The following is a 17,042-nucleotide window of genomic DNA, read 5'->3' on the forward strand; positions in this document are numbered from 1 at the left end:
TCTATCCATAAGCGACTCATATGACAGCCTTCATTTCCGCCAGGGCATACTGAAACGACCCCGATGGTGAGCAGATGGATGCAGCATGTTAGCAGCTCAGGTCACTGATAATACGTATAAAGGCTGGCAGGCGTCGCTTGCCCTGCAGTTTTGTCACGCCCCTGAGAAAACCCTCCTGCACTCCGCTCACCACGTCGGGCCGCTTACGGTTCAGCGACCGTTTTACCCTGAAGGGGAAACGTGCCACCTTTACCTGCTGCACCCGCCCGGCGGCGTCGTGGGGGGCGATACGCTGGACATTTCCGTTCGGCTCGATGCCAAAAGCCACGCGCTTATCACCATGCCCGGCGCCAGCAAGTTCTACCGCAGCCGCGGCCCGCAGGCGCGTCTGAGCCAGCACTTTTACCTTGATAACGACGCCACGCTGGAGTGGCTGCCGCAGGACACCATTATCTTCCCCGGCGCGAACGCCGCGCTGCGCTCCGTTTTTCATCTGAAGGCCTCCAGCACGCTGCTGGCGTGGGAGCTGTACTGTCTGGGTCGCCCGGTTATCGGTGAGACCTTCAGCCACGGCACGATGGAGAGCCGCCTTGAAATCTGGGTCGACGACGAGCCGCGCCTGATTGAGCGCCAGCATCTTAGCAACGGCGATCTCACGCCCGTCGGCGGGCATCCGTGGATCGGCACGCTGCTGTTCTATCCGGCCCGGGAAGAACATCTCGACACGGTGCGCGCGCTGCTCGCCCCGCTGGAAAATTATGCCGGGGCAACGCTTACCGATGACCTGCTGTCGGTGCGTTTTCTCTCCCACGACAACCTGATTTGCCAGCGGGTGATGCGCGACATCTGGCAGTCGCTTCGCCCGCTTCTCACAACCAAAACCGCCTGTTCGCCGCGCATCTGGCAGACATAAGAGAAACGTTATGGAACTGACTCCCAGAGAAAAAGACAAGCTGTTGCTGTTCACCGCCGCGCTGGTTGCCGAACGCCGCCTCGCGCGCGGGGTAAAGCTCAACTACCCGGAATCGGTCGCGCTGATCAGCGTCTTCATTATGGAAGGCGCCCGCGATGGCGAAACCGTCGCCTCGCTGATGGAGGCGGGCCGCCACGTCCTGAGGCGCGATCAGGTGATGGAGGGCGTCCCGGAAATGATCCCGGATATTCAGGTGGAAGCCACCTTCCCGGACGGTTCCAAGCTCGTCACCGTCCACAACCCGATCGTCTAAGGAGCGCGTGATGATCCCAGGTGAATATCAGATCCAGCCCGGCACTATTGCGATCAATGTCGGGCGAGAAACCCAAAGCGTGATTGTCGAAAACCACGGCGACAGGCCGATCCAGGTCGGCTCGCACTACCACTTTTACGAGGTCAACCCGGCGCTGAAGTTTGACCGGGAAACCACCAGAGGCTATCGGCTGAACATCCCGGCGGGCACTGCCGTGCGCTTCGAACCCGGCCAGAGGCGGGAAGTGACACTGGTTCAGGTGACGGGCGCGCAGCGCATTTTTGGCTTTCGCGGCGAGGTGATGGGCGAGGTGAAACATGGCTGACATTTCACGCCAGGCCTATGCCGACATGTTCGGCCCCACCACCGGTGATAAGGTCCGGCTTGCAGACAGCGAACTGTGGATCGAAGTGGAGGACGATTTCACGGTCTACGGCGAAGAGGTCAAGTTCGGCGGCGGGAAGGTGATCCGCGACGGCATGGGCCAGGGACAGATGACCGCGGACGGCTGCGTGGATCTGGTTCTCACCAATGCGCTGATCGTCGATCACTGGGGGATCGTGAAGGCCGATATCGGCGTGAAGAACGGAAGGATCTTTGCCGTCGGTAAAGCCGGGAACCCGGACATTCAGCCTGGCGTGACGATCCCGATTGGCGCGGCGACGGAAGTGATTGCCGCCGAGGGGAAGATCGTCACCGCCGGCGGGATCGACACCCACATCCACTGGATCTGCCCGCAGCAGGCGGAAGAGGCGCTGGTCTCCGGCGTCACCACCATGATCGGCGGCGGCACCGGACCGGCGGCGGGCACCAACGCCACCACCTGCACGCCGGGGCCGTGGTATATCGCCCGCATGCTGCAGGCCGCCGATACGCTGCCGGTGAATATCGGCCTGCTCGGCAAAGGTAACGGCTCCAACCCGGAGGCCCTGCGCGAGCAGATTGCCGCGGGCGCCATCGGGCTGAAGATCCACGAAGACTGGGGCGCGACGCCTGCGGCGATCAACTGCTCGCTGGAAGTCGCGGAAGAAATGGATATTCAGGTGGCGCTGCACAGCGACACGCTGAACGAGTCCGGGTTTGTCGAAGACACGCTGGCAGCTATCGCCGGGCGCACCATCCACACCTTCCACACCGAAGGCGCGGGTGGCGGTCACGCGCCGGATATTATCACCGCCTGCGCGCACCCGAATATTCTGCCCTCCTCCACCAACCCGACCCTGCCCTACACGGTGAACACCATCGACGAGCATCTCGACATGCTGATGGTCTGCCATCACCTCGATCCGGATATCGCCGAGGACGTGGCGTTTGCCGAATCGCGCATTCGCCGGGAAACCATCGCCGCTGAAGACGTGCTGCACGACATCGGCGCGTTCTCGCTCACCTCGTCAGATTCGCAGGCCATGGGCCGCGTCGGGGAAGTGATTATCCGCACCTGGCAGGTGGCGCACCGCATGAAGGTCCAGCGCGGCGCGCTGCCGGAAGAGACGGGCGAGAACGATAACTTCCGCGTGAAGCGCTATGTCGCCAAGTACACCATTAACCCGGCGCTCACCCACGGCATCGCCCACGAAGTCGGTTCGATTGAGGCGGGCAAGCTGGCGGATCTGGTGGTCTGGTCCCCGGTGTTCTTCGGCGTCAAGCCCGCCACCATCGTCAAGGGCGGGATGATAGCCTGTGCGCCAATGGGTGATATCAACGCCTCGATCCCTACTCCGCAGCCGGTGCATTACCGTCCGATGTTTGGATCGCTGGGCGCCGCGCGCCACGCCACACGGCTGACGTTTATCTCGCAGGCCGCCAGTGAGAACGGCATCCCGCAGCAGCTCAACCTGCAGAGCGCCACCGCGGTGGTGAAAGGCTGCCGGACGGTGAAAAAGGCGGACATGATCCACAACGGTTTACAGCCGAACATCACCGTCGACTCACAAACCTATGAGGTGCGCGTCGACGGCGAACTGATAACCAGCGAACCGGCCGACGTTCTGCCGATGGCGCAACGCTATTTCCTGTTTTGAGGAGTGATGATGATCTATTTAACCCAACGCCTGGACCACGCGCACCCGATCACCGCCAGCGTCACGCTGCCGATTGACGTGCGGGTGAAAAGCCGTGCACGCGTATCGCTGAACGACGGGCGCGAAGCCGGGCTGATGCTGCCGCGCGGCCTGCTGCTGCGCGGGGGCGATCTGCTGACCACCGACGACGGCAGTGAGGTGATCGAAGTGATCGCAGCGGCTGAGTCCGTCTCCGTGGTGCGCTGCACCGACCCGTTCCTGCTGGCCCGCGCCTGCTACCACCTGGGCAACCGCCACGTGCCGCTGCAGGTCATGCCCGGCGAGCTGCGCTATCACCACGACCACGTTCTCGACAACATGCTGCGCCAGTTCGGGCTGGACGTAACCTACGCCAGCCTGCCATTTGAACCGGAAGCGGGCGCGTACGCCAGCGATGCCCACAGCCACAGCCATTCTCACGCTCATTCACATTAAGGACTCCTCATGCGCAAGTATTTACCGCTGTTTCTGCTGGCCGTTTCCGTACCGGCGCTCGCCCATCCCGGCCACGGTGCCGACAGCTTTCAGGCCGGCTTTCTCCACCCGCTAACCGGGCTAGATCACCTGCTGATGCTGGCAGGCGCCGGCGTGCTCTCGGCGCTGAGCGGCCGCAAGCTCCTGCTGCCGTTTGCCACCCTCGGCATGATGCTCGTTGGCGCCATTGCGGGCAACCTGCTCGGCGGCTTCAGCGGCATGGAGATGCTGATTATCGCCTCGCTGGCGGTATCCGGCGTGATGATGTTTAAAACTGAAAACCGTCTGCTGCTGGCGGTGCCTGCCCTGGCGATGTTCCACGGCTGGGCGCACGGCGTGGAGATGTCCGGCCACAACTTCTGGCTCTTCACCAGCGGCTTTATGTTCGCCAGCGCCACGGTGCTGTGCGCCAGTTTCGCCGCAGGGCTGCTGCTTCGCCGTCACGACAGCCTGCGTAAAACCTTCGGCGGCGGGCTGATCGTCTCCGCCCTGCTGGCGCTGATGAGCTGATGGAGCACGCCCGCCAGAGGCTACGCCTGATGCAGCTCTCCAGCAGCAGCCTGCCGGTCGGGTCGTTTACCTGGTCACAGGGACTGGAGTGGGCCGTTGAGGCGGGCTGGGTAACCGACGCCGGGGCCTTTAAACGCTGGCAAATTCAGCAGATGGAGCAGAGCTTTTTCTGCGTCGATCTGCCGCTGTTTATCCGTCTTTATCAGACCTGTGAGCGTAGCGATCTTACAAGTGCAAAACGCTGGACGGCATACCTTCTCGCCTGCCGGGAAACGCGCGAGCTCCGCGAAGAGGAGCGCAACCGCGGGGCGGCCTTTACCCGGCTGGTTAAAAGCTGGGAGCCGGACTGCCCGGCAGAGTGGCTGCCGCTGTTTATGCAGAGCCAGCTCTGCGGCATGGCGTGGCTTGGCGTTCGCTGGGGCATTGGCGCGCATGAGCTGGCACTGAGCCTCGGCTACAGCTGGATAGAGAGCGCGGTGATGGCGGGCGTTAAGCTGGTGCCGTTTGGGCAACAGGCCGCGCAGCAGCTGATTATCGAGCTGAGCGACCACTACGCCGCTGGTTTTGAACAGGCATTTTTACGTCGCGACGATGCGCTGGGGGCAGCAACGCCGCTCTCCGCCATCGCCTCCGCGCGCCACGAAACCCAATATTCACGACTATTCCGTTCCTGAGGAGTCAACATGGCTGATTACAAACATCCCCTGCGCGTGGGCGTGGGTGGCCCGGTAGGGTCGGGAAAAACCGCGCTGCTGGAAGCGCTCTGCAAGGCAATGCGCGACACGTATCACCTGGCGGTGGTGACCAACGATATCTACACCAAAGAGGATCAGCGCATCCTCACCGAGGCGGGCGCGCTGGAGCCGGAGCGCATCGTGGGCGTGGAGACGGGCGGCTGTCCGCATACTGCCATCCGCGAAGATGCCTCAATGAACCTGGCGGCGGTGGAAGCGTTAAGCGAGAAGTTCGGCAATCTGGATCTGATCTTCGTTGAAAGCGGCGGCGATAACCTGAGCGCCACCTTCAGCCCGGAGCTGGCGGATCTGACCATCTATGTGATCGACGTTGCCGAAGGGGAAAAAATTCCGCGCAAGGGCGGACCGGGGATCACCAAATCCGACTTTTTGGTGATAAACAAAACCGACCTCGCGCCTTACGTGGGGGCGTCGCTGGAGGTGATGGAGCGCGATACTAACCGCATGCGCGGCGAGCGTCCCTGGACGTTTACCAATCTTAAAGCGGGAGACGGTTTAGCGACGATTATTGCGTTTCTGGAAGAGAAAGGGATGCTGCGGATGTAGTTGTAAATTTCCCTCTCCCCTGTGGGGAGAGGGTCAGGGGGATTACGCCTCCGGCAGTTCCGCCAGCGGCCAGCGCGGACGCACGGACACGCTCAGGTCGGACGTTGCACCCGCATTCAGGCGCACCATTCCGGCGTAAGCGATCATCGCACCGTTATCGGTACAGAATTCCGGACGCGCGTAGAACACTTCCCCGCGGCGCTTTTGCATCATCTCGGCGAGCTTCGCGCGCAGCGTGCGGTTGGCGCTGACGCCGCCCGCCATCACCAGACGCTTAAAGCCGGTCTGATCCAGCGCGCGCTTGCACTTGATCATCAGCGTGTCCACCACCGCATCTTCAAACGCGCGGGCGATATCGGCGCGGGTCTGCTCGCTGTCGTCGTTATTACGGATGGTATTCGCCGCGAAGGTTTTCAGCCCGGAGAAGCTGAAATCCAGCCCCGGACGGTCGGTCATCGGACGCGGGAAGACAAAGCGCCCTTCCGTTCCCTGTGACGCCATTTTCGAGAGCATCGGGCCGCCCGGGTAATCGAGACCCAGCAGCTTGGCGGTTTTGTCGAAGGCTTCACCGGCGGCATCGTCGATCGACTCGCCCAGCAGCTCGTACTTGCCAATGCCCGTTACGCTAATCAACTGGGTATGCCCACCCGAGACCAGCAGCGCCACAAACGGGAATTCAGGCGGATTTTCTTCCAGCATAGGTGCCAGAAGGTGCCCTTCCATATGGTGAACCGGAATGGCCGGAACATCCCACGCGAAGGCCAGCGACCGGCCAACCGTCGCGCCAACCAGCAGCGCGCCGACCAGGCCCGGCCCCGCGGTATAGGCCACGGCGTCAATATCGGTTGAGCTTAATCCGGCCTCTTTCAGCGCCGCCTGAATCAGGGGAACCGTTTTACGCACGTGGTCACGAGAGGCCAGTTCCGGCACGACGCCGCCGTAGTCAGCGTGCAATTTCACCTGACTATACAGCTGGTTGGCCAGAAGCCCTTTTTCGTCGTCGTAAATGGCGATGCCGGTTTCATCGCAGGATGTTTCAATACCCAGTACACGCATGACTTGTTTTACCTCGTTTCAATACCGCGCAGTGTAGAGCCTGGGCGGGTTGATGTAAAACTTTGTTCGCCCCAGGAGGAAGGCTCGTGTATACTCTTCACCCTTATTAAAGTCCCTTTCAAAATCGCATCGGTGCTTTACAAAGCAGCAGCATTTGCAGTAAAATTCCGCACCATTTTGAAATAAGCTGGCGTTGATGCCAGCGGCAAACCGAATTTATTAAAGGTGAGAGTTACATGCCGGTAATTAAAGTACGTGAAAACGAGCCGTTCGACGTAGCACTGCGTCGCTTCAAACGTTCATGCGAGAAAGCAGGTGTTCTGGCTGAAGTTCGTCGTCGTGAGTTTTATGAAAAACCAACGACCGAACGTAAGCGCGCTAAAGCTTCCGCTGTGAAACGTCACGCGAAGAAACTGGCTCGCGAAAACGCACGCCGTACTCGTCTGTACTAATCTCTTGAGGGTCAACGCCCTCAATTGACAGACAGAGTAGTAGTCGTAAGGCCGTGCTTCCGGAAGGAATGCGCGGCTTGTTTTCGTTTATAAGTCGCTTAAATTTTTGGGGCATATGGCCGGAAGAATCCCACGCGTTTTCATCAATGACCTGCTCGCCAGAACCGACATCGTCGATCTCATCGACGCGCGGGTAAAGCTGAAAAAGCAGGGCAAGAACTACCATGCGTGCTGTCCGTTCCATAACGAAAAAACCCCCTCCTTCACCGTAAACGGTGAAAAGCAGTTTTACCATTGCTTCGGCTGTGGCGCACACGGTAATGCCGTCGATTTTTTAATGAACTACGACAAGCTCGAGTTCGTTGAAACCGTCGAAGAGCTGGCGGCGATGCATAACCTTGAAGTGCCGTATGAAGCAGGCAGTGGGCCAAGTCAGATCGAGCGCCATCAACGGCAAACGCTGTATCAACTGATGGATGGCCTGAATTCGTTTTACCAACAGTCTCTTAAGCACTCTGCGGCTGAGCCTGCGCGTCAGTATCTGAACAAGCGCGGACTGAGCGACGATGTGATTGCGCGTTTCGCTATTGGTTACGCCCCGCCCGGCTGGGACAACGTGTTAAAGCGTTTTGGCGGCAATAGCGAAGATCGTAAATCTCTCATCGACGCAGGCATGCTGGTCACCAACGACCAGGGACGAAGCTACGACCGCTTCCGTGAACGGGTAATGTTCCCGATCCGCGACAAGCGTGGCCGGGTGATTGGTTTTGGTGGTCGCGTGCTGGGTGATGCCCTGCCGAAATACCTCAACTCTCCGGAAACCGATATTTTCCATAAGGGCCGTCAGCTTTACGGTCTTTATGAGGCGCAGCAGGATAACGCGGAACCTCAGCGTCTTCTGGTCGTCGAAGGCTATATGGACGTCGTTGCGCTGGCGCAGTACGACATCAACTACGCGGTTGCGTCGCTAGGTACGTCCACCACCGCCGATCATATTCAACTGCTGTTCAGGGTGACCAACAACGTCATCTGCTGTTACGACGGTGACCGCGCTGGACGCGACGCCGCCTGGCGAGCGCTGGAAACCGCGCTGCCGTATATGACCGACGGGCGTCAGCTACGCTTTATGTTCCTGCCCGACGGTGAAGACCCGGATACGCTGGTGCGTAAAGAGGGCAAAGCGGCGTTTGAAGCGCGGATGGAGCAGGCTCAGCCGCTCTCCACGTTTTTGTTTAACAGCCTGATGCCGCAGGTTGATTTGAGTACCCCTGACGGGCGCGCGCAACTCAGTACGCTGGCGCTGCCGTTAATCAGCCAGGTGCCCGGCGAAACGCTGCGCATCTATCTGCGTCAGGAGTTAGGCAACAAGCTCGGCATTCTGGATGACAGCCAGCTTGAACGTTTAATGCCTAAACAGGCTGAAAACGGCACGGTTCGCCCCGCGCCTCAGCTAAAACGCACAACCATGCGTATACTGATAGGGTTGCTGGTACAAAACCCCGAGCTCGCGCCGCAGGTGCCGTCGCTGGCGGGTTTGAACCACGAAAAATTGCCCGGGCTTGGCTTATTTTCAGAACTGGTCAACACGTGTTTGTCTCAACCAGGTCTGACCACCGGACAACTTTTAGAACATTATCGCGGCACAAAAGAGGCCGCTACCCTTGAAAAATTGTCGATGTGGGACGATATAGCTGATAAGGACATTGCAGAAAAAACGTTCACCGACTCGCTCAACCATATGTTTGATTCGATGCTTGAGCTGCGCCAGGAAGAGTTGATAGCTCGCGAGCGCACGCACGGCTTAAGCAGCGAAGAACGCCGGGAGCTCTGGATGATTAACCAGGAACTGGCGAAGAAATAAGTCAAAGACAACAGTATTTAACGGCTTAAGTGCCGAATATCGATCGGGAAGCCCCCGGCAGCCGCACTGAGAGGCAGCGGCAAAAATATAAGTACGCCCTCGCTTTAAAGGTTGGCAGCCCCATCGCCGACACCAATCAAACGAATTAAGTGTGGATACCGTCTTATGGAGCAAAACCCGCAGTCACAGCTGAAACTTCTTGTCCAACGCGGTAAGGAGCAAGGCTATCTGACCTATGCCGAGGTCAATGACCATCTGCCGGAAGATATCGTCGATTCAGACCAGATCGAAGACATCATCCAAATGATCAATGACATGGGCATTCAGGTGATGGAAGAAGCACCGGATGCCGATGATCTGTTGCTGGCTGAAACCTCCAACAACACTGACGAAGATGCGGAAGAAGCTGCTGCACAGGTACTGTCCAGCGTGGAATCTGAAATCGGGCGTACCACTGACCCGGTCCGCATGTACATGCGCGAAATGGGTACCGTTGAACTGTTGACCCGCGAAGGCGAAATTGACATCGCAAAACGCATCGAAGACGGGATCAACCAGGTACAGTGCTCTGTTGCCGAATACCCGGAAGCGATCACCTATCTGCTGGAGCAGTACGATCGCGTTGAAGCGGAAGAAGCGCGCCTGTCTGACCTGATCACCGGTTTTGTCGACCCGAACGCTGAAGAAGATATGGCGCCTACCGCCACTCATGTCGGTTCTGAACTGTCTCAGGAAGAGATGGATGACGACGAAGACGAAGATGAGGAAGAAGACGACGACAGCGCGGACGATGATAACAGCATCGACCCGGAACTGGCGCGTGAGAAGTTTGCCGAGCTGCGCACCCAGTACGAAGTGACGCGTGACACCATCAAAGCGAAAGGCCGCAGCCATGCCGCCGCTCAGGAAGAGATCCTGAAGCTGTCTGAAGTATTCAAACAGTTCCGCCTGGTGCCAAAACAGTTCGACTACCTGGTTAACAGCATGCGCGTGATGATGGATCGCGTACGTACCCAGGAACGCATCATCATGAAGCTATGCGTTGAGCAGTGCAAAATGCCGAAGAAGAACTTCATCACCCTCTTCACCGGCAACGAAACCAGCGAAACCTGGTTCAACGCGGCTATCGCGATGAACAAGCCGTGGTCTGAAAAACTGCACGACGTGAAGGACGATGTTTATCGTGGTCTGCAGAAGCTGCAGCAGATTGAAGAAGAGACCGGCTTGACCATCGAGCAGGTTAAAGACATCAACCGTCGCATGTCCATCGGTGAAGCGAAAGCCCGCCGGGCCAAGAAAGAGATGGTTGAGGCGAACTTACGTCTGGTTATCTCTATCGCCAAGAAATATACCAACCGCGGTCTGCAGTTCCTGGATCTGATTCAGGAAGGCAACATCGGTCTGATGAAAGCGGTAGATAAGTTTGAATACCGTCGTGGTTACAAGTTCTCTACTTACGCGACATGGTGGATCCGTCAGGCGATTACCCGCTCTATCGCAGACCAGGCGCGCACCATCCGTATTCCGGTGCATATGATTGAGACCATCAACAAGCTCAACCGTATCTCCCGTCAGATGCTGCAGGAGATGGGCCGCGAGCCGACGCCGGAAGAGCTGGCCGAGCGCATGCTGATGCCGGAAGACAAGATCCGTAAAGTGCTGAAGATCGCCAAAGAGCCAATCTCCATGGAAACGCCAATCGGTGACGATGAAGATTCGCATCTGGGTGATTTCATCGAGGATACCACCCTCGAGCTGCCGCTGGACTCTGCGACCACCGAGAGCCTGCGTGCCGCGACGCACGACGTTCTGGCTGGCCTGACCGCCCGTGAAGCAAAAGTTCTGCGTATGCGTTTCGGCATCGATATGAATACCGACCACACGCTGGAAGAAGTGGGTAAACAGTTCGACGTTACCCGCGAACGTATCCGTCAGATCGAAGCGAAGGCGCTGCGTAAGCTGCGTCATCCAAGCCGCTCTGAAGTGCTGCGTAGCTTCCTGGACGACTAATCTGTCCTGACAGTGAAAAAGCTCCCAATCGGGAGCTTTTTTTTGTTTATTCCCTCTCCCCGTGGGAGAGGGCCAGGGTGAGAGTATCAGGCCGCAGAGGAGCTAAAGCCCCCGCACCATCAGTGCCTCATCCAGTTCCCGATACGCCTCCACCAGCTTATCCAGCGTCGCCCTGTTGAGCCCGCTCGGGTTCGGCAGCACCCACACCTGCGTAACGCCAATCATGATGCTCTGCTTGCCCCACTTCGTTCCACGCTGGCTAAACGCCTGCTCGTAGGCCTGCTTGCCGAGGATCGCCAGCGCGGCCGGCTGGTAGTCTTCAATCTTCTTCACCAGCTCCCGCCCGCCGCTGCGCAGTTCATGCAGGTTGACCTCGCTTGCCTGTACCGTCGGCCGCTCGACCAACATGGTAATTCCGCAGCGCGTATCCAGCAAATGCAGCTCCTCTTCCGGCTTGAGTAACCTGTCGGTAAACCCGGCCTGGTAGATCACCTTCCAGAAGCGATTTCCCGGGTGGGCAAAGTGAAAGCCGGTGTGCGCCGAGGACTTTCCCGGGTTGATTCCGCAAAATACCACCCGCAGGCCAGGGGCCAGAATGTCGTTGATCATCTTTACTCCCACTGATACGTCGTTATGGAAGTATAAAGGATTGATAATGCGTTGTTTATAAAAACAGCAGGCAGGTGTGAATGGCTGGATTGCTGCGGGGAGTTACTTTATAATTCACCGCCACGGCCCCTTAGCTCAGTGGTTAGAGCAGGCGACTCATAATCGCTTGGTCGCTGGTTCAAGTCCAGCAGGGGCCACCAAATTTTAGCTGTAGAATCATAGAATTAAGCCACTCGATTGAGTGGCTTTTTTATTGGTTTTTTATGAGCCGGTGGTACCGCCGTTAACCGTGGCTCATCGAAGCCATTCGGACACGTTCAGAGGCGCCAGGAGTTGCAATCAGACGCTCCACGGATTCCATCGTCACGAACGTACAGCTGCAGTCCACATTGGTGCACTGATGATAGCGCTCTTTGGTGTTTTCACTTAAGTAGCGACTGGTACGCGCATGCGCAGAATGCTTGCACTTAGGACAATGAAACATATACCCTCCGTTTGATTCACTATTTGTGAATCAATAATACCCAAAATAAAACCAATAGCAACTGCATTACTCACTATCCACAGAAAATTTTTCGTCGATGACGTTCAGCTCAAGGTTCAGCTGCGTGGTAAATCCACTCCCGCTCAGGGTATGAACCACCTCGCTGATGATCCACGCCTGCTCGTCAATGACGCGTTTAAAACCGTTTACCCGCACCGGCGTTTCAGGGAACAGATCGGCGCGTCCCAGCGCAAGCTGGATGGAAAACTTCACGGTTCCCCGCTGAAGCGCGCGCCACTTCGCCTCCGCAGCCCTGAGCGCCTGCTCTTCAGAGGCATATACCGTAGTGAGCTCAAACACGTTCTCCGCCGATCCCACCAGCCTCTCTTGCGGCTTCTGCTCCGCGCCACCGGCTCCCGGCGCAGCGGCATCCGGGTGCTGCAGTGCTTCTGCCGGCTGTCCTCCGGGCTGACGAGAAATACTCAATTGAGGATTTTGTTGTTTGGGATCGCGCGTTTGCAGCCATTTGGCCGTTACGCCGGAATAATTTTCACGGTCAGCTACGGAAAAAAGGTGCTTATCGCCATCCCCACGCTCAATCACCATTAAGGAAAGCGGGGTGCCGCTGGCCGTCACGGCCTGGCCCGCTTTCATAAAGATAATCTTCCCGGCTTTGATTGAAACAAATGCACCATTACGTTCGGCAAGGCGAGAGAGAAACGTCGCGTCAGTCTCCTGAGACTGGTCAATATGAGAGATGGCGATGGATGCAAGCCCCGCCGCGACGCTGGCGGTCAACTGGTTACGCTGAGCGATGGTATCGACTATCGCGCCAATCGTCGTGTCATGCCACGACTGTTCGCGCCGCACGTTTAGCTTTCCACGAAAATCAGCGCTGCATCCCCGGATGGTCAGCGTGTCCGGCGCGCCACGGAATTCAATCGCATCTATCGTAAAGTCCCCTTTCTCCTCGAGCGGGGTTCCCTCCCATCCCAGCCATAAGGAGAGCCTTGCCCCCCGGGCTGGCAAGTCCAGCAGCCCGTCGGAATCATCCAGTTGAATATCCAGCTGATCGGCTTCCAGCCCACGTTTGTCGGTCATGGATAAACTGATAAGGCGGTGGCTGAAATTTTGTGTGATATCACGATCGTCAAGCTTAAGCATAAAATCAGGGGCGATTTTGCCGCCCGCCCGGATATTCATCTCGGCGATCATCCCACCAGCCCTCCAATGCTATTACGTGCGCTCGTCACCAGCTCTTCAGCCTGCGTTCTCAGATCGCCAAACATCTTCATCAGCGATTCGTCCACGCGTTTCAGCGAAAGGGAAAATTCAATTTTTCGCGCGGTACCATCGCTGTAGAAATCCGAATGCGTATGCGTGACTTTCTCAATGATAAACATGCCGTGAATGATGCCGGTACCATCTATCAACGGCCAGGCCCGTCCTTCATTCGCCATCAGCTCAACCGCCTTAAGAGAAAGCCGCCCTCCCGTGAGCTCCGGGTAAAGTACTCCGGTGAGGTTAAAGGATGTCTCACCTTCGCCAAGATATTGCCAGGCTTTGGGCTTCCCGATGCGAACGTTGGACGCCCAGCGGTAGTCCTTTGTAAACTGCATTGTCTGATACGGTAAGGTTCGTCGTTCAAAGACAAACAGACCCAGCACCATTAACATTTTCTCTCTCCTCAACCATACAAAAAGCTGGATTGCTGCCGTCTCGCTTTATCACGTTCACTGTTTTCTATTGCCTCCCGGATTTGACGCGTCAGATCCGTTCCGGAGGCCGTGCCCCCCTGCAGCGTGATGTTGTACTCGCTTTTACTCTGATCGACGTAAGAGCGTCCCCCTGTGGCGATGGTTGGCTGATACCCCTGATAGCCGCCATAGGTCCCCGTACCCGGAATATAAGAGCTGCCCGCAGGAGAGGAGGATGCCGCTTCTGCTTTTGCCGCAGCGGCGTCGAGATCGCCCGACTCGTTTTTGATAAGACCGAGCTTCTCCAGCAGCCAGCTGGCCTTGCCGCTCAGGCTGTTAAAGAGATCAAGCGGTGCCATTAACGCATCGCCCAGCGCCTGCCCAAATATCACGCCAGCATTTTTACAGCCATCCAACGTTTCCTGCGTCGCCTTGATAGGCGTAATCAAGTCGGTGAACCATTGCCAGATACCGCCCAGCTTCTCCGAGATAGCATCAAATACCGTTATCACCGGTGAGAACAGCGCCCCCAGCGGTGCGAAGGCCGTCGAAAGCCCTTCCATCACCCCGCCAAAGAAGGCGCTGATGGGCTCCCAGTATTTAAAAATCAGTAACGCACCGGCAGCAATCGCCGCGCTCAGGGCAATCACCGGCCAGCTAAGGGCACCCAGTACCGTCATGATGGCGCCGCCCACCACGCTGAATACCGTTCCCAACATCCCGGCCGCGGTAATAACCATATTGACGCCCGTCAGAACCGGGGCGATAACCGTTCCTACGCCGCCCAGTACGCCAGCAAACGCCTGCGCACCGACAACAATGCTGGCGAGGGTCTGCGTCAGCTCAGGGTTGGCATTCACCCAAAGGGAGGCCGTGCTGAGCCAGCCGGTTGCGGTTGTTATCAGGTTGCGCAGAGCGCCATCCGCTTTATCAAATACATCAATCTTCAACCCGTTCCACGCGGCCTGGAATCGGTTGATATCACCGTCAAGATTATCGGTCTGCACGGAAGCCGCGAGCGCGGTACTGCCCTTTGCCCCCTGCAACTGCCGGCGTTTTTCATCAAGCGATCCATCACCCGCAGCGGAAGCCAGCGCCCCCGCGGCTTTTATGGCACCCGGAGTCTGAACCTGGCGCAACATCGCGCTGAGCGCGTCCCCGGCGGCAGCACCGTACATCCCCTTTTCCGCCAAAACGCCAAGCTGCGCCGTTGTCTCTTCAAGCCCCATACCGGCGGCGTCCGCAGCTGGCGCAGCGGCGTTCAGGGCCGCCGCCATCTCAGCGAGGCTGGTATTTGAAGAGGTAGAACCGCGCGTAAGCACATCTGCGATGCGTCCCGCGTCCGCATCGGCCAGGCTGTACGCGGCCTGCGTGCTGCTGATAATATCGGCCGCTTTAGCCGCGTCGACACTCCCCGCCAGGCTGAGGTTGACCGTTGGCGCGGTGGCCGTAAGCAGCCCATCGGCATCATAGCCTGAACGAGTCAGTTCGGTTTGTGCCCGGAGGACCGTATCTGCAGGTACTCCGGTGCTGGCACTGACCTCCCGCGCCTGCTGGCGAATGGCCTCAAGCCGGGAATCCCCCTTCGCCAGACCAAGGTTTGCCTGAATGGCAGACATCTGCTTTTCAAAGCTGATGCCAGGCGCCATAAAGCGGGACGTCTGGTCAAAGCCCGCTTTTGCCATACCCACGCCCGCATTAGCCAGCTGCTGCACCCGCGCGACAGCGCGCTTGCCTGACTCGTAGCGGTTCTGAACGGTACTCAGCCGCTCCTGCTGCTGGTTGACGCGGGCCAGCGCATCCCGCTGCCGGTTAAGCTGCTGCGTTTTCTCGCCGATGTTGGTTCGTAGACGACGCTCGTCCGATGAGAGCGTGCGCGTGTTTATCCCCGCCCGCGCGAGCTCAGCACGCTGACGCTGTACCGAATAGCGTAAGCTGTTGTACTCAAGCTTAAGATCGGCTGCCGATTTTCGGGCCGCGGACAGCGCATCAGCCTGTGCCTGGGTGGGGTTTTGCGTGTTTTTAAACTGCACCGCCAGCGCTGCGGCCTGCTGTTTCGCCTGAGCAAGGGACTGCTCCGTCATGGCGAGCTGGCCGTTTGCTTTCCTGAAGCCGTTAATACGCCCCGCCTGCTCATCGAACGCCCCGAGCGCCGCCTGCGCATCGCGGATATCGTTCGCGAGAGTGAGGCTGGCGTTATGGAGAGCGTTAAGCGGTCGGGTTGCCCGGTCAACGGCCTTAAGCAGCTCCTGAAGTCTGACATTATTACTCATGGTGGTTTCCGCTTCGCTGCAGCGCTTTTTCGCGCCATAAGAGGAGTTCGGTCACGCTCAGGGTGTACAGCTCTGACGGCGGCCAGTGAAAGATCACCGCGATATCCGCCATCAGATCGTCGACCGATAGATTTTCAGGAAATTTCAGCGAGCCGAAGCCGGTGACAAAAAACCGATCACCTTGCCTGCAAAAGAGAGCAGATCGCAGGCATCCAGGCGCGCAACCTCGTGCTCGGTCAGGGCTGGCGAGGTCATTCGCGGCAGCACCTTGATCAGCGCATCCACGTCAGATTGCGCCAGCGACGCCAGCGATACACCTCGCAGGGTCCCGGCATTCGGTTTTGAAACGGTCACCTTTTCAATTTTTTGCTCACCGCGCTGAACGGGGCTATCAAGCGTGACGATATGTAGGTTTTCGTTCATGGCGATCTCGTTGATATTTTCCATTTCGTTACTCTTCAGAAAGTTAACTTACCGGCCGGCGATCCCGGCCGGTTAAAGGGTTACAGGCCGATGGCCCTACGGTGTTCTGCCAGGCGATCGACGCCGTCGACTTTCAGCACCATGTTGATGATGTCGATTTCAATGATCTCTTTGCCATCAATGGTCAGCTGGTAGTAGGCGCACTCGGTGGACATTTTGGTGGTGCCGCTCTCGCCCTGCTTGTTTTCACCGCCATCAAACTCTTTATGACGGCCACGCATGACGATTTCGACGGCGGAAATTTCGCCGGTGTCATCGCGCTGATAAGAGCCGGTAAAGCGCAGCGGCACGCTGTCCGCGCCCGGAGAGGCATACTGCGCCCACAGAGCGGCATCCGGCAGCCCGCCAACGGTCCACTCCAGCGCCAGGGCATCATCGTCCAGGCCGAGGTCGACAGAGACCGAGCCGGGCATACCGCCGCCGCGATACTTCTCCAGCTTGCGGGTAAGCTTCGGCAAGGTGACAGACTCAACAACGCCCATGTAGCTCAGGCCATCGTTGAACATATTCAGATATTTCAGTTTGCGTGGTAACGCCATGCTTCAG

The 17,042-nt window shown here is 58.1% G+C and carries 20 protein-coding genes and 1 tRNA gene; 12 read left to right on the top strand and 9 right to left on the bottom strand.

Features of this window, described 5'->3' with window-relative positions; genetic code table 11:
* The first annotated feature begins 85 nt into the window (after window positions 1-85).
* From AC4ICF_RS19730 to ureG, 8 genes are read left to right on the top strand one after another with little or no spacing between them, the layout of a single operon-like run.
* Window positions 86-913 (top strand): urease accessory protein UreD, encoded by an 828-nt coding sequence (locus AC4ICF_RS19730; RefSeq protein ID WP_233002787.1) that lies wholly within the window; start codon window positions 86-88, stop codon window positions 911-913.
* A 10-nt stretch (window positions 914-923) separates the two neighbouring features.
* Complete coding sequence (locus AC4ICF_RS19735) at window positions 924-1,226, top strand: urease subunit gamma (protein ID WP_316379912.1); 303 nt, start codon at window positions 924-926, stop codon at window positions 1,224-1,226.
* A gap of 10 nt (window positions 1,227-1,236) precedes the next feature.
* Window positions 1,237-1,551: an urease subunit beta gene (locus tag AC4ICF_RS19740; RefSeq protein WP_316379911.1), complete on the top strand. Its 315-nt coding sequence runs from the start codon at window positions 1,237-1,239 to the stop codon at window positions 1,549-1,551.
* Window positions 1,544-3,247, top strand: a complete 1,704-nt coding sequence (gene ureC / locus AC4ICF_RS19745; RefSeq protein WP_316379910.1) for an urease subunit alpha — start codon at window positions 1,544-1,546, stop codon at window positions 3,245-3,247. Before AC4ICF_RS19740 ends, ureC begins: the two co-directional genes overlap by 8 nt.
* A 9-nt stretch (window positions 3,248-3,256) precedes the next feature.
* Entirely contained in the window at window positions 3,257-3,721 is a 465-nt protein-coding gene (ureE, locus tag AC4ICF_RS19750) for an urease accessory protein UreE (protein WP_302220379.1), read from the top strand.
* 9 nt (window positions 3,722-3,730) lie between these two features.
* A complete protein-coding gene (locus tag AC4ICF_RS19755; protein ID WP_316379909.1) occupies window positions 3,731-4,270 on the top strand; it encodes a HupE/UreJ family protein in 540 nt (179 codons plus the stop codon).
* Complete coding sequence (locus AC4ICF_RS19760) at window positions 4,270-4,944, top strand: urease accessory protein UreF (protein WP_316379908.1); 675 nt, start codon at window positions 4,270-4,272, stop codon at window positions 4,942-4,944. The genes AC4ICF_RS19755 and AC4ICF_RS19760 overlap by 1 nt, the downstream gene beginning before the upstream one ends.
* 9 nt (window positions 4,945-4,953) lie before the next feature.
* Window positions 4,954-5,571: an urease accessory protein UreG gene (ureG, locus tag AC4ICF_RS19765; RefSeq protein WP_023298635.1), complete on the top strand. Its 618-nt coding sequence runs from the start codon at window positions 4,954-4,956 to the stop codon at window positions 5,569-5,571.
* Between the two features lie 42 nt (window positions 5,572-5,613).
* Here ureG and tsaD read toward each other — a convergent pair whose 3' ends face one another.
* Complete coding sequence (tsaD, locus tag AC4ICF_RS19770) at window positions 5,614-6,627, bottom strand: tRNA (adenosine(37)-N6)-threonylcarbamoyltransferase complex transferase subunit TsaD (protein ID WP_024906472.1); 1,014 nt, start codon at window positions 6,625-6,627, stop codon at window positions 5,614-5,616.
* 236 nt (window positions 6,628-6,863) lie between these two features.
* Here tsaD and rpsU point away from each other — a divergent pair, with 236 nt between their 5' ends.
* The 3 genes from rpsU to rpoD all read left to right on the top strand — a co-directional run bounded on the left by rpsU (window position 6,864) and on the right by rpoD (window position 10,950).
* Window positions 6,864-7,079 carry a 30S ribosomal protein S21 gene (rpsU, locus tag AC4ICF_RS19775; RefSeq protein WP_001144069.1) on the top strand — a complete coding sequence of 72 codons (216 nt, stop codon included), beginning with the start codon at window positions 6,864-6,866 and terminating at the stop codon, window positions 7,077-7,079.
* Between the two features lie 115 nt (window positions 7,080-7,194).
* Window positions 7,195-8,940: a DNA primase gene (gene dnaG / locus AC4ICF_RS19780; RefSeq protein ID WP_192982747.1), complete on the top strand. Its 1,746-nt coding sequence runs from the start codon at window positions 7,195-7,197 to the stop codon at window positions 8,938-8,940.
* A 165-nt stretch (window positions 8,941-9,105) separates the two neighbouring features.
* Window positions 9,106-10,950: an RNA polymerase sigma factor RpoD gene (rpoD, locus tag AC4ICF_RS19785; protein ID WP_028014473.1), complete on the top strand. Its 1,845-nt coding sequence runs from the start codon at window positions 9,106-9,108 to the stop codon at window positions 10,948-10,950.
* 102 nt (window positions 10,951-11,052) lie between these two features.
* Here the strand turns inward: rpoD and mug are convergent, their stop codons facing one another.
* Window positions 11,053-11,559, bottom strand: coding sequence for a G/U mismatch-specific DNA glycosylase (gene mug, locus AC4ICF_RS19790; protein ID WP_316379907.1), 507 nt, complete (start codon window positions 11,557-11,559; stop codon window positions 11,053-11,055).
* A gap of 124 nt (window positions 11,560-11,683) precedes the next feature.
* On the opposite strand from mug, the gene AC4ICF_RS19795 reads away from it, so the two are divergent.
* Window positions 11,684-11,759, top strand: a tRNA-Ile gene (locus tag AC4ICF_RS19795).
* An 83-nt stretch (window positions 11,760-11,842) separates the two neighbouring features.
* Here AC4ICF_RS19795 and AC4ICF_RS19800 read toward each other — a convergent pair.
* The 7 genes from AC4ICF_RS19800 to AC4ICF_RS19830 form a co-directional block, all read right to left on the bottom strand.
* Complete coding sequence (locus tag AC4ICF_RS19800; RefSeq protein ID WP_316379906.1) at window positions 11,843-12,043, bottom strand: ogr/Delta-like zinc finger family protein; 201 nt, start codon at window positions 12,041-12,043, stop codon at window positions 11,843-11,845.
* A gap of 66 nt (window positions 12,044-12,109) precedes the next feature.
* Window positions 12,110-13,258 carry a phage late control D family protein gene (locus AC4ICF_RS19805; RefSeq protein WP_316379905.1) on the bottom strand — a complete coding sequence of 383 codons (1,149 nt, stop codon included), beginning with the start codon at window positions 13,256-13,258 and terminating at the stop codon, window positions 12,110-12,112.
* Complete coding sequence (locus AC4ICF_RS19810; RefSeq protein WP_316379904.1) at window positions 13,255-13,719, bottom strand: phage tail protein; 465 nt, start codon at window positions 13,717-13,719, stop codon at window positions 13,255-13,257. Before AC4ICF_RS19810 ends, AC4ICF_RS19805 begins: the two co-directional genes overlap by 4 nt.
* A gap of 11 nt (window positions 13,720-13,730) precedes the next feature.
* Window positions 13,731-16,013, bottom strand: a complete 2,283-nt coding sequence (locus AC4ICF_RS19815; protein ID WP_316379903.1) for a phage tail tape measure protein — start codon at window positions 16,011-16,013, stop codon at window positions 13,731-13,733.
* Window positions 16,006-16,125: a GpE family phage tail protein gene (locus tag AC4ICF_RS19820; RefSeq protein WP_041908052.1), complete on the bottom strand. Its 120-nt coding sequence runs from the start codon at window positions 16,123-16,125 to the stop codon at window positions 16,006-16,008. Before AC4ICF_RS19820 ends, AC4ICF_RS19815 begins: the two co-directional genes overlap by 8 nt.
* A 32-nt stretch (window positions 16,126-16,157) precedes the next feature.
* Window positions 16,158-16,460 (bottom strand): phage tail assembly protein, encoded by a 303-nt coding sequence (locus AC4ICF_RS19825; RefSeq protein ID WP_316379902.1) that lies wholly within the window; start codon window positions 16,458-16,460, stop codon window positions 16,158-16,160.
* 56 nt (window positions 16,461-16,516) lie between these two features.
* Window positions 16,517-17,035, bottom strand: coding sequence for a phage major tail tube protein (locus tag AC4ICF_RS19830; RefSeq protein ID WP_233002778.1), 519 nt, complete (start codon window positions 17,033-17,035; stop codon window positions 16,517-16,519).
* Window positions 17,036-17,042: the final 7 nt, after the last annotated feature.

The sequence above is a fragment of the Enterobacter sp. ECC_219_Taxon_10 genome, from assembly GCF_058354905.1.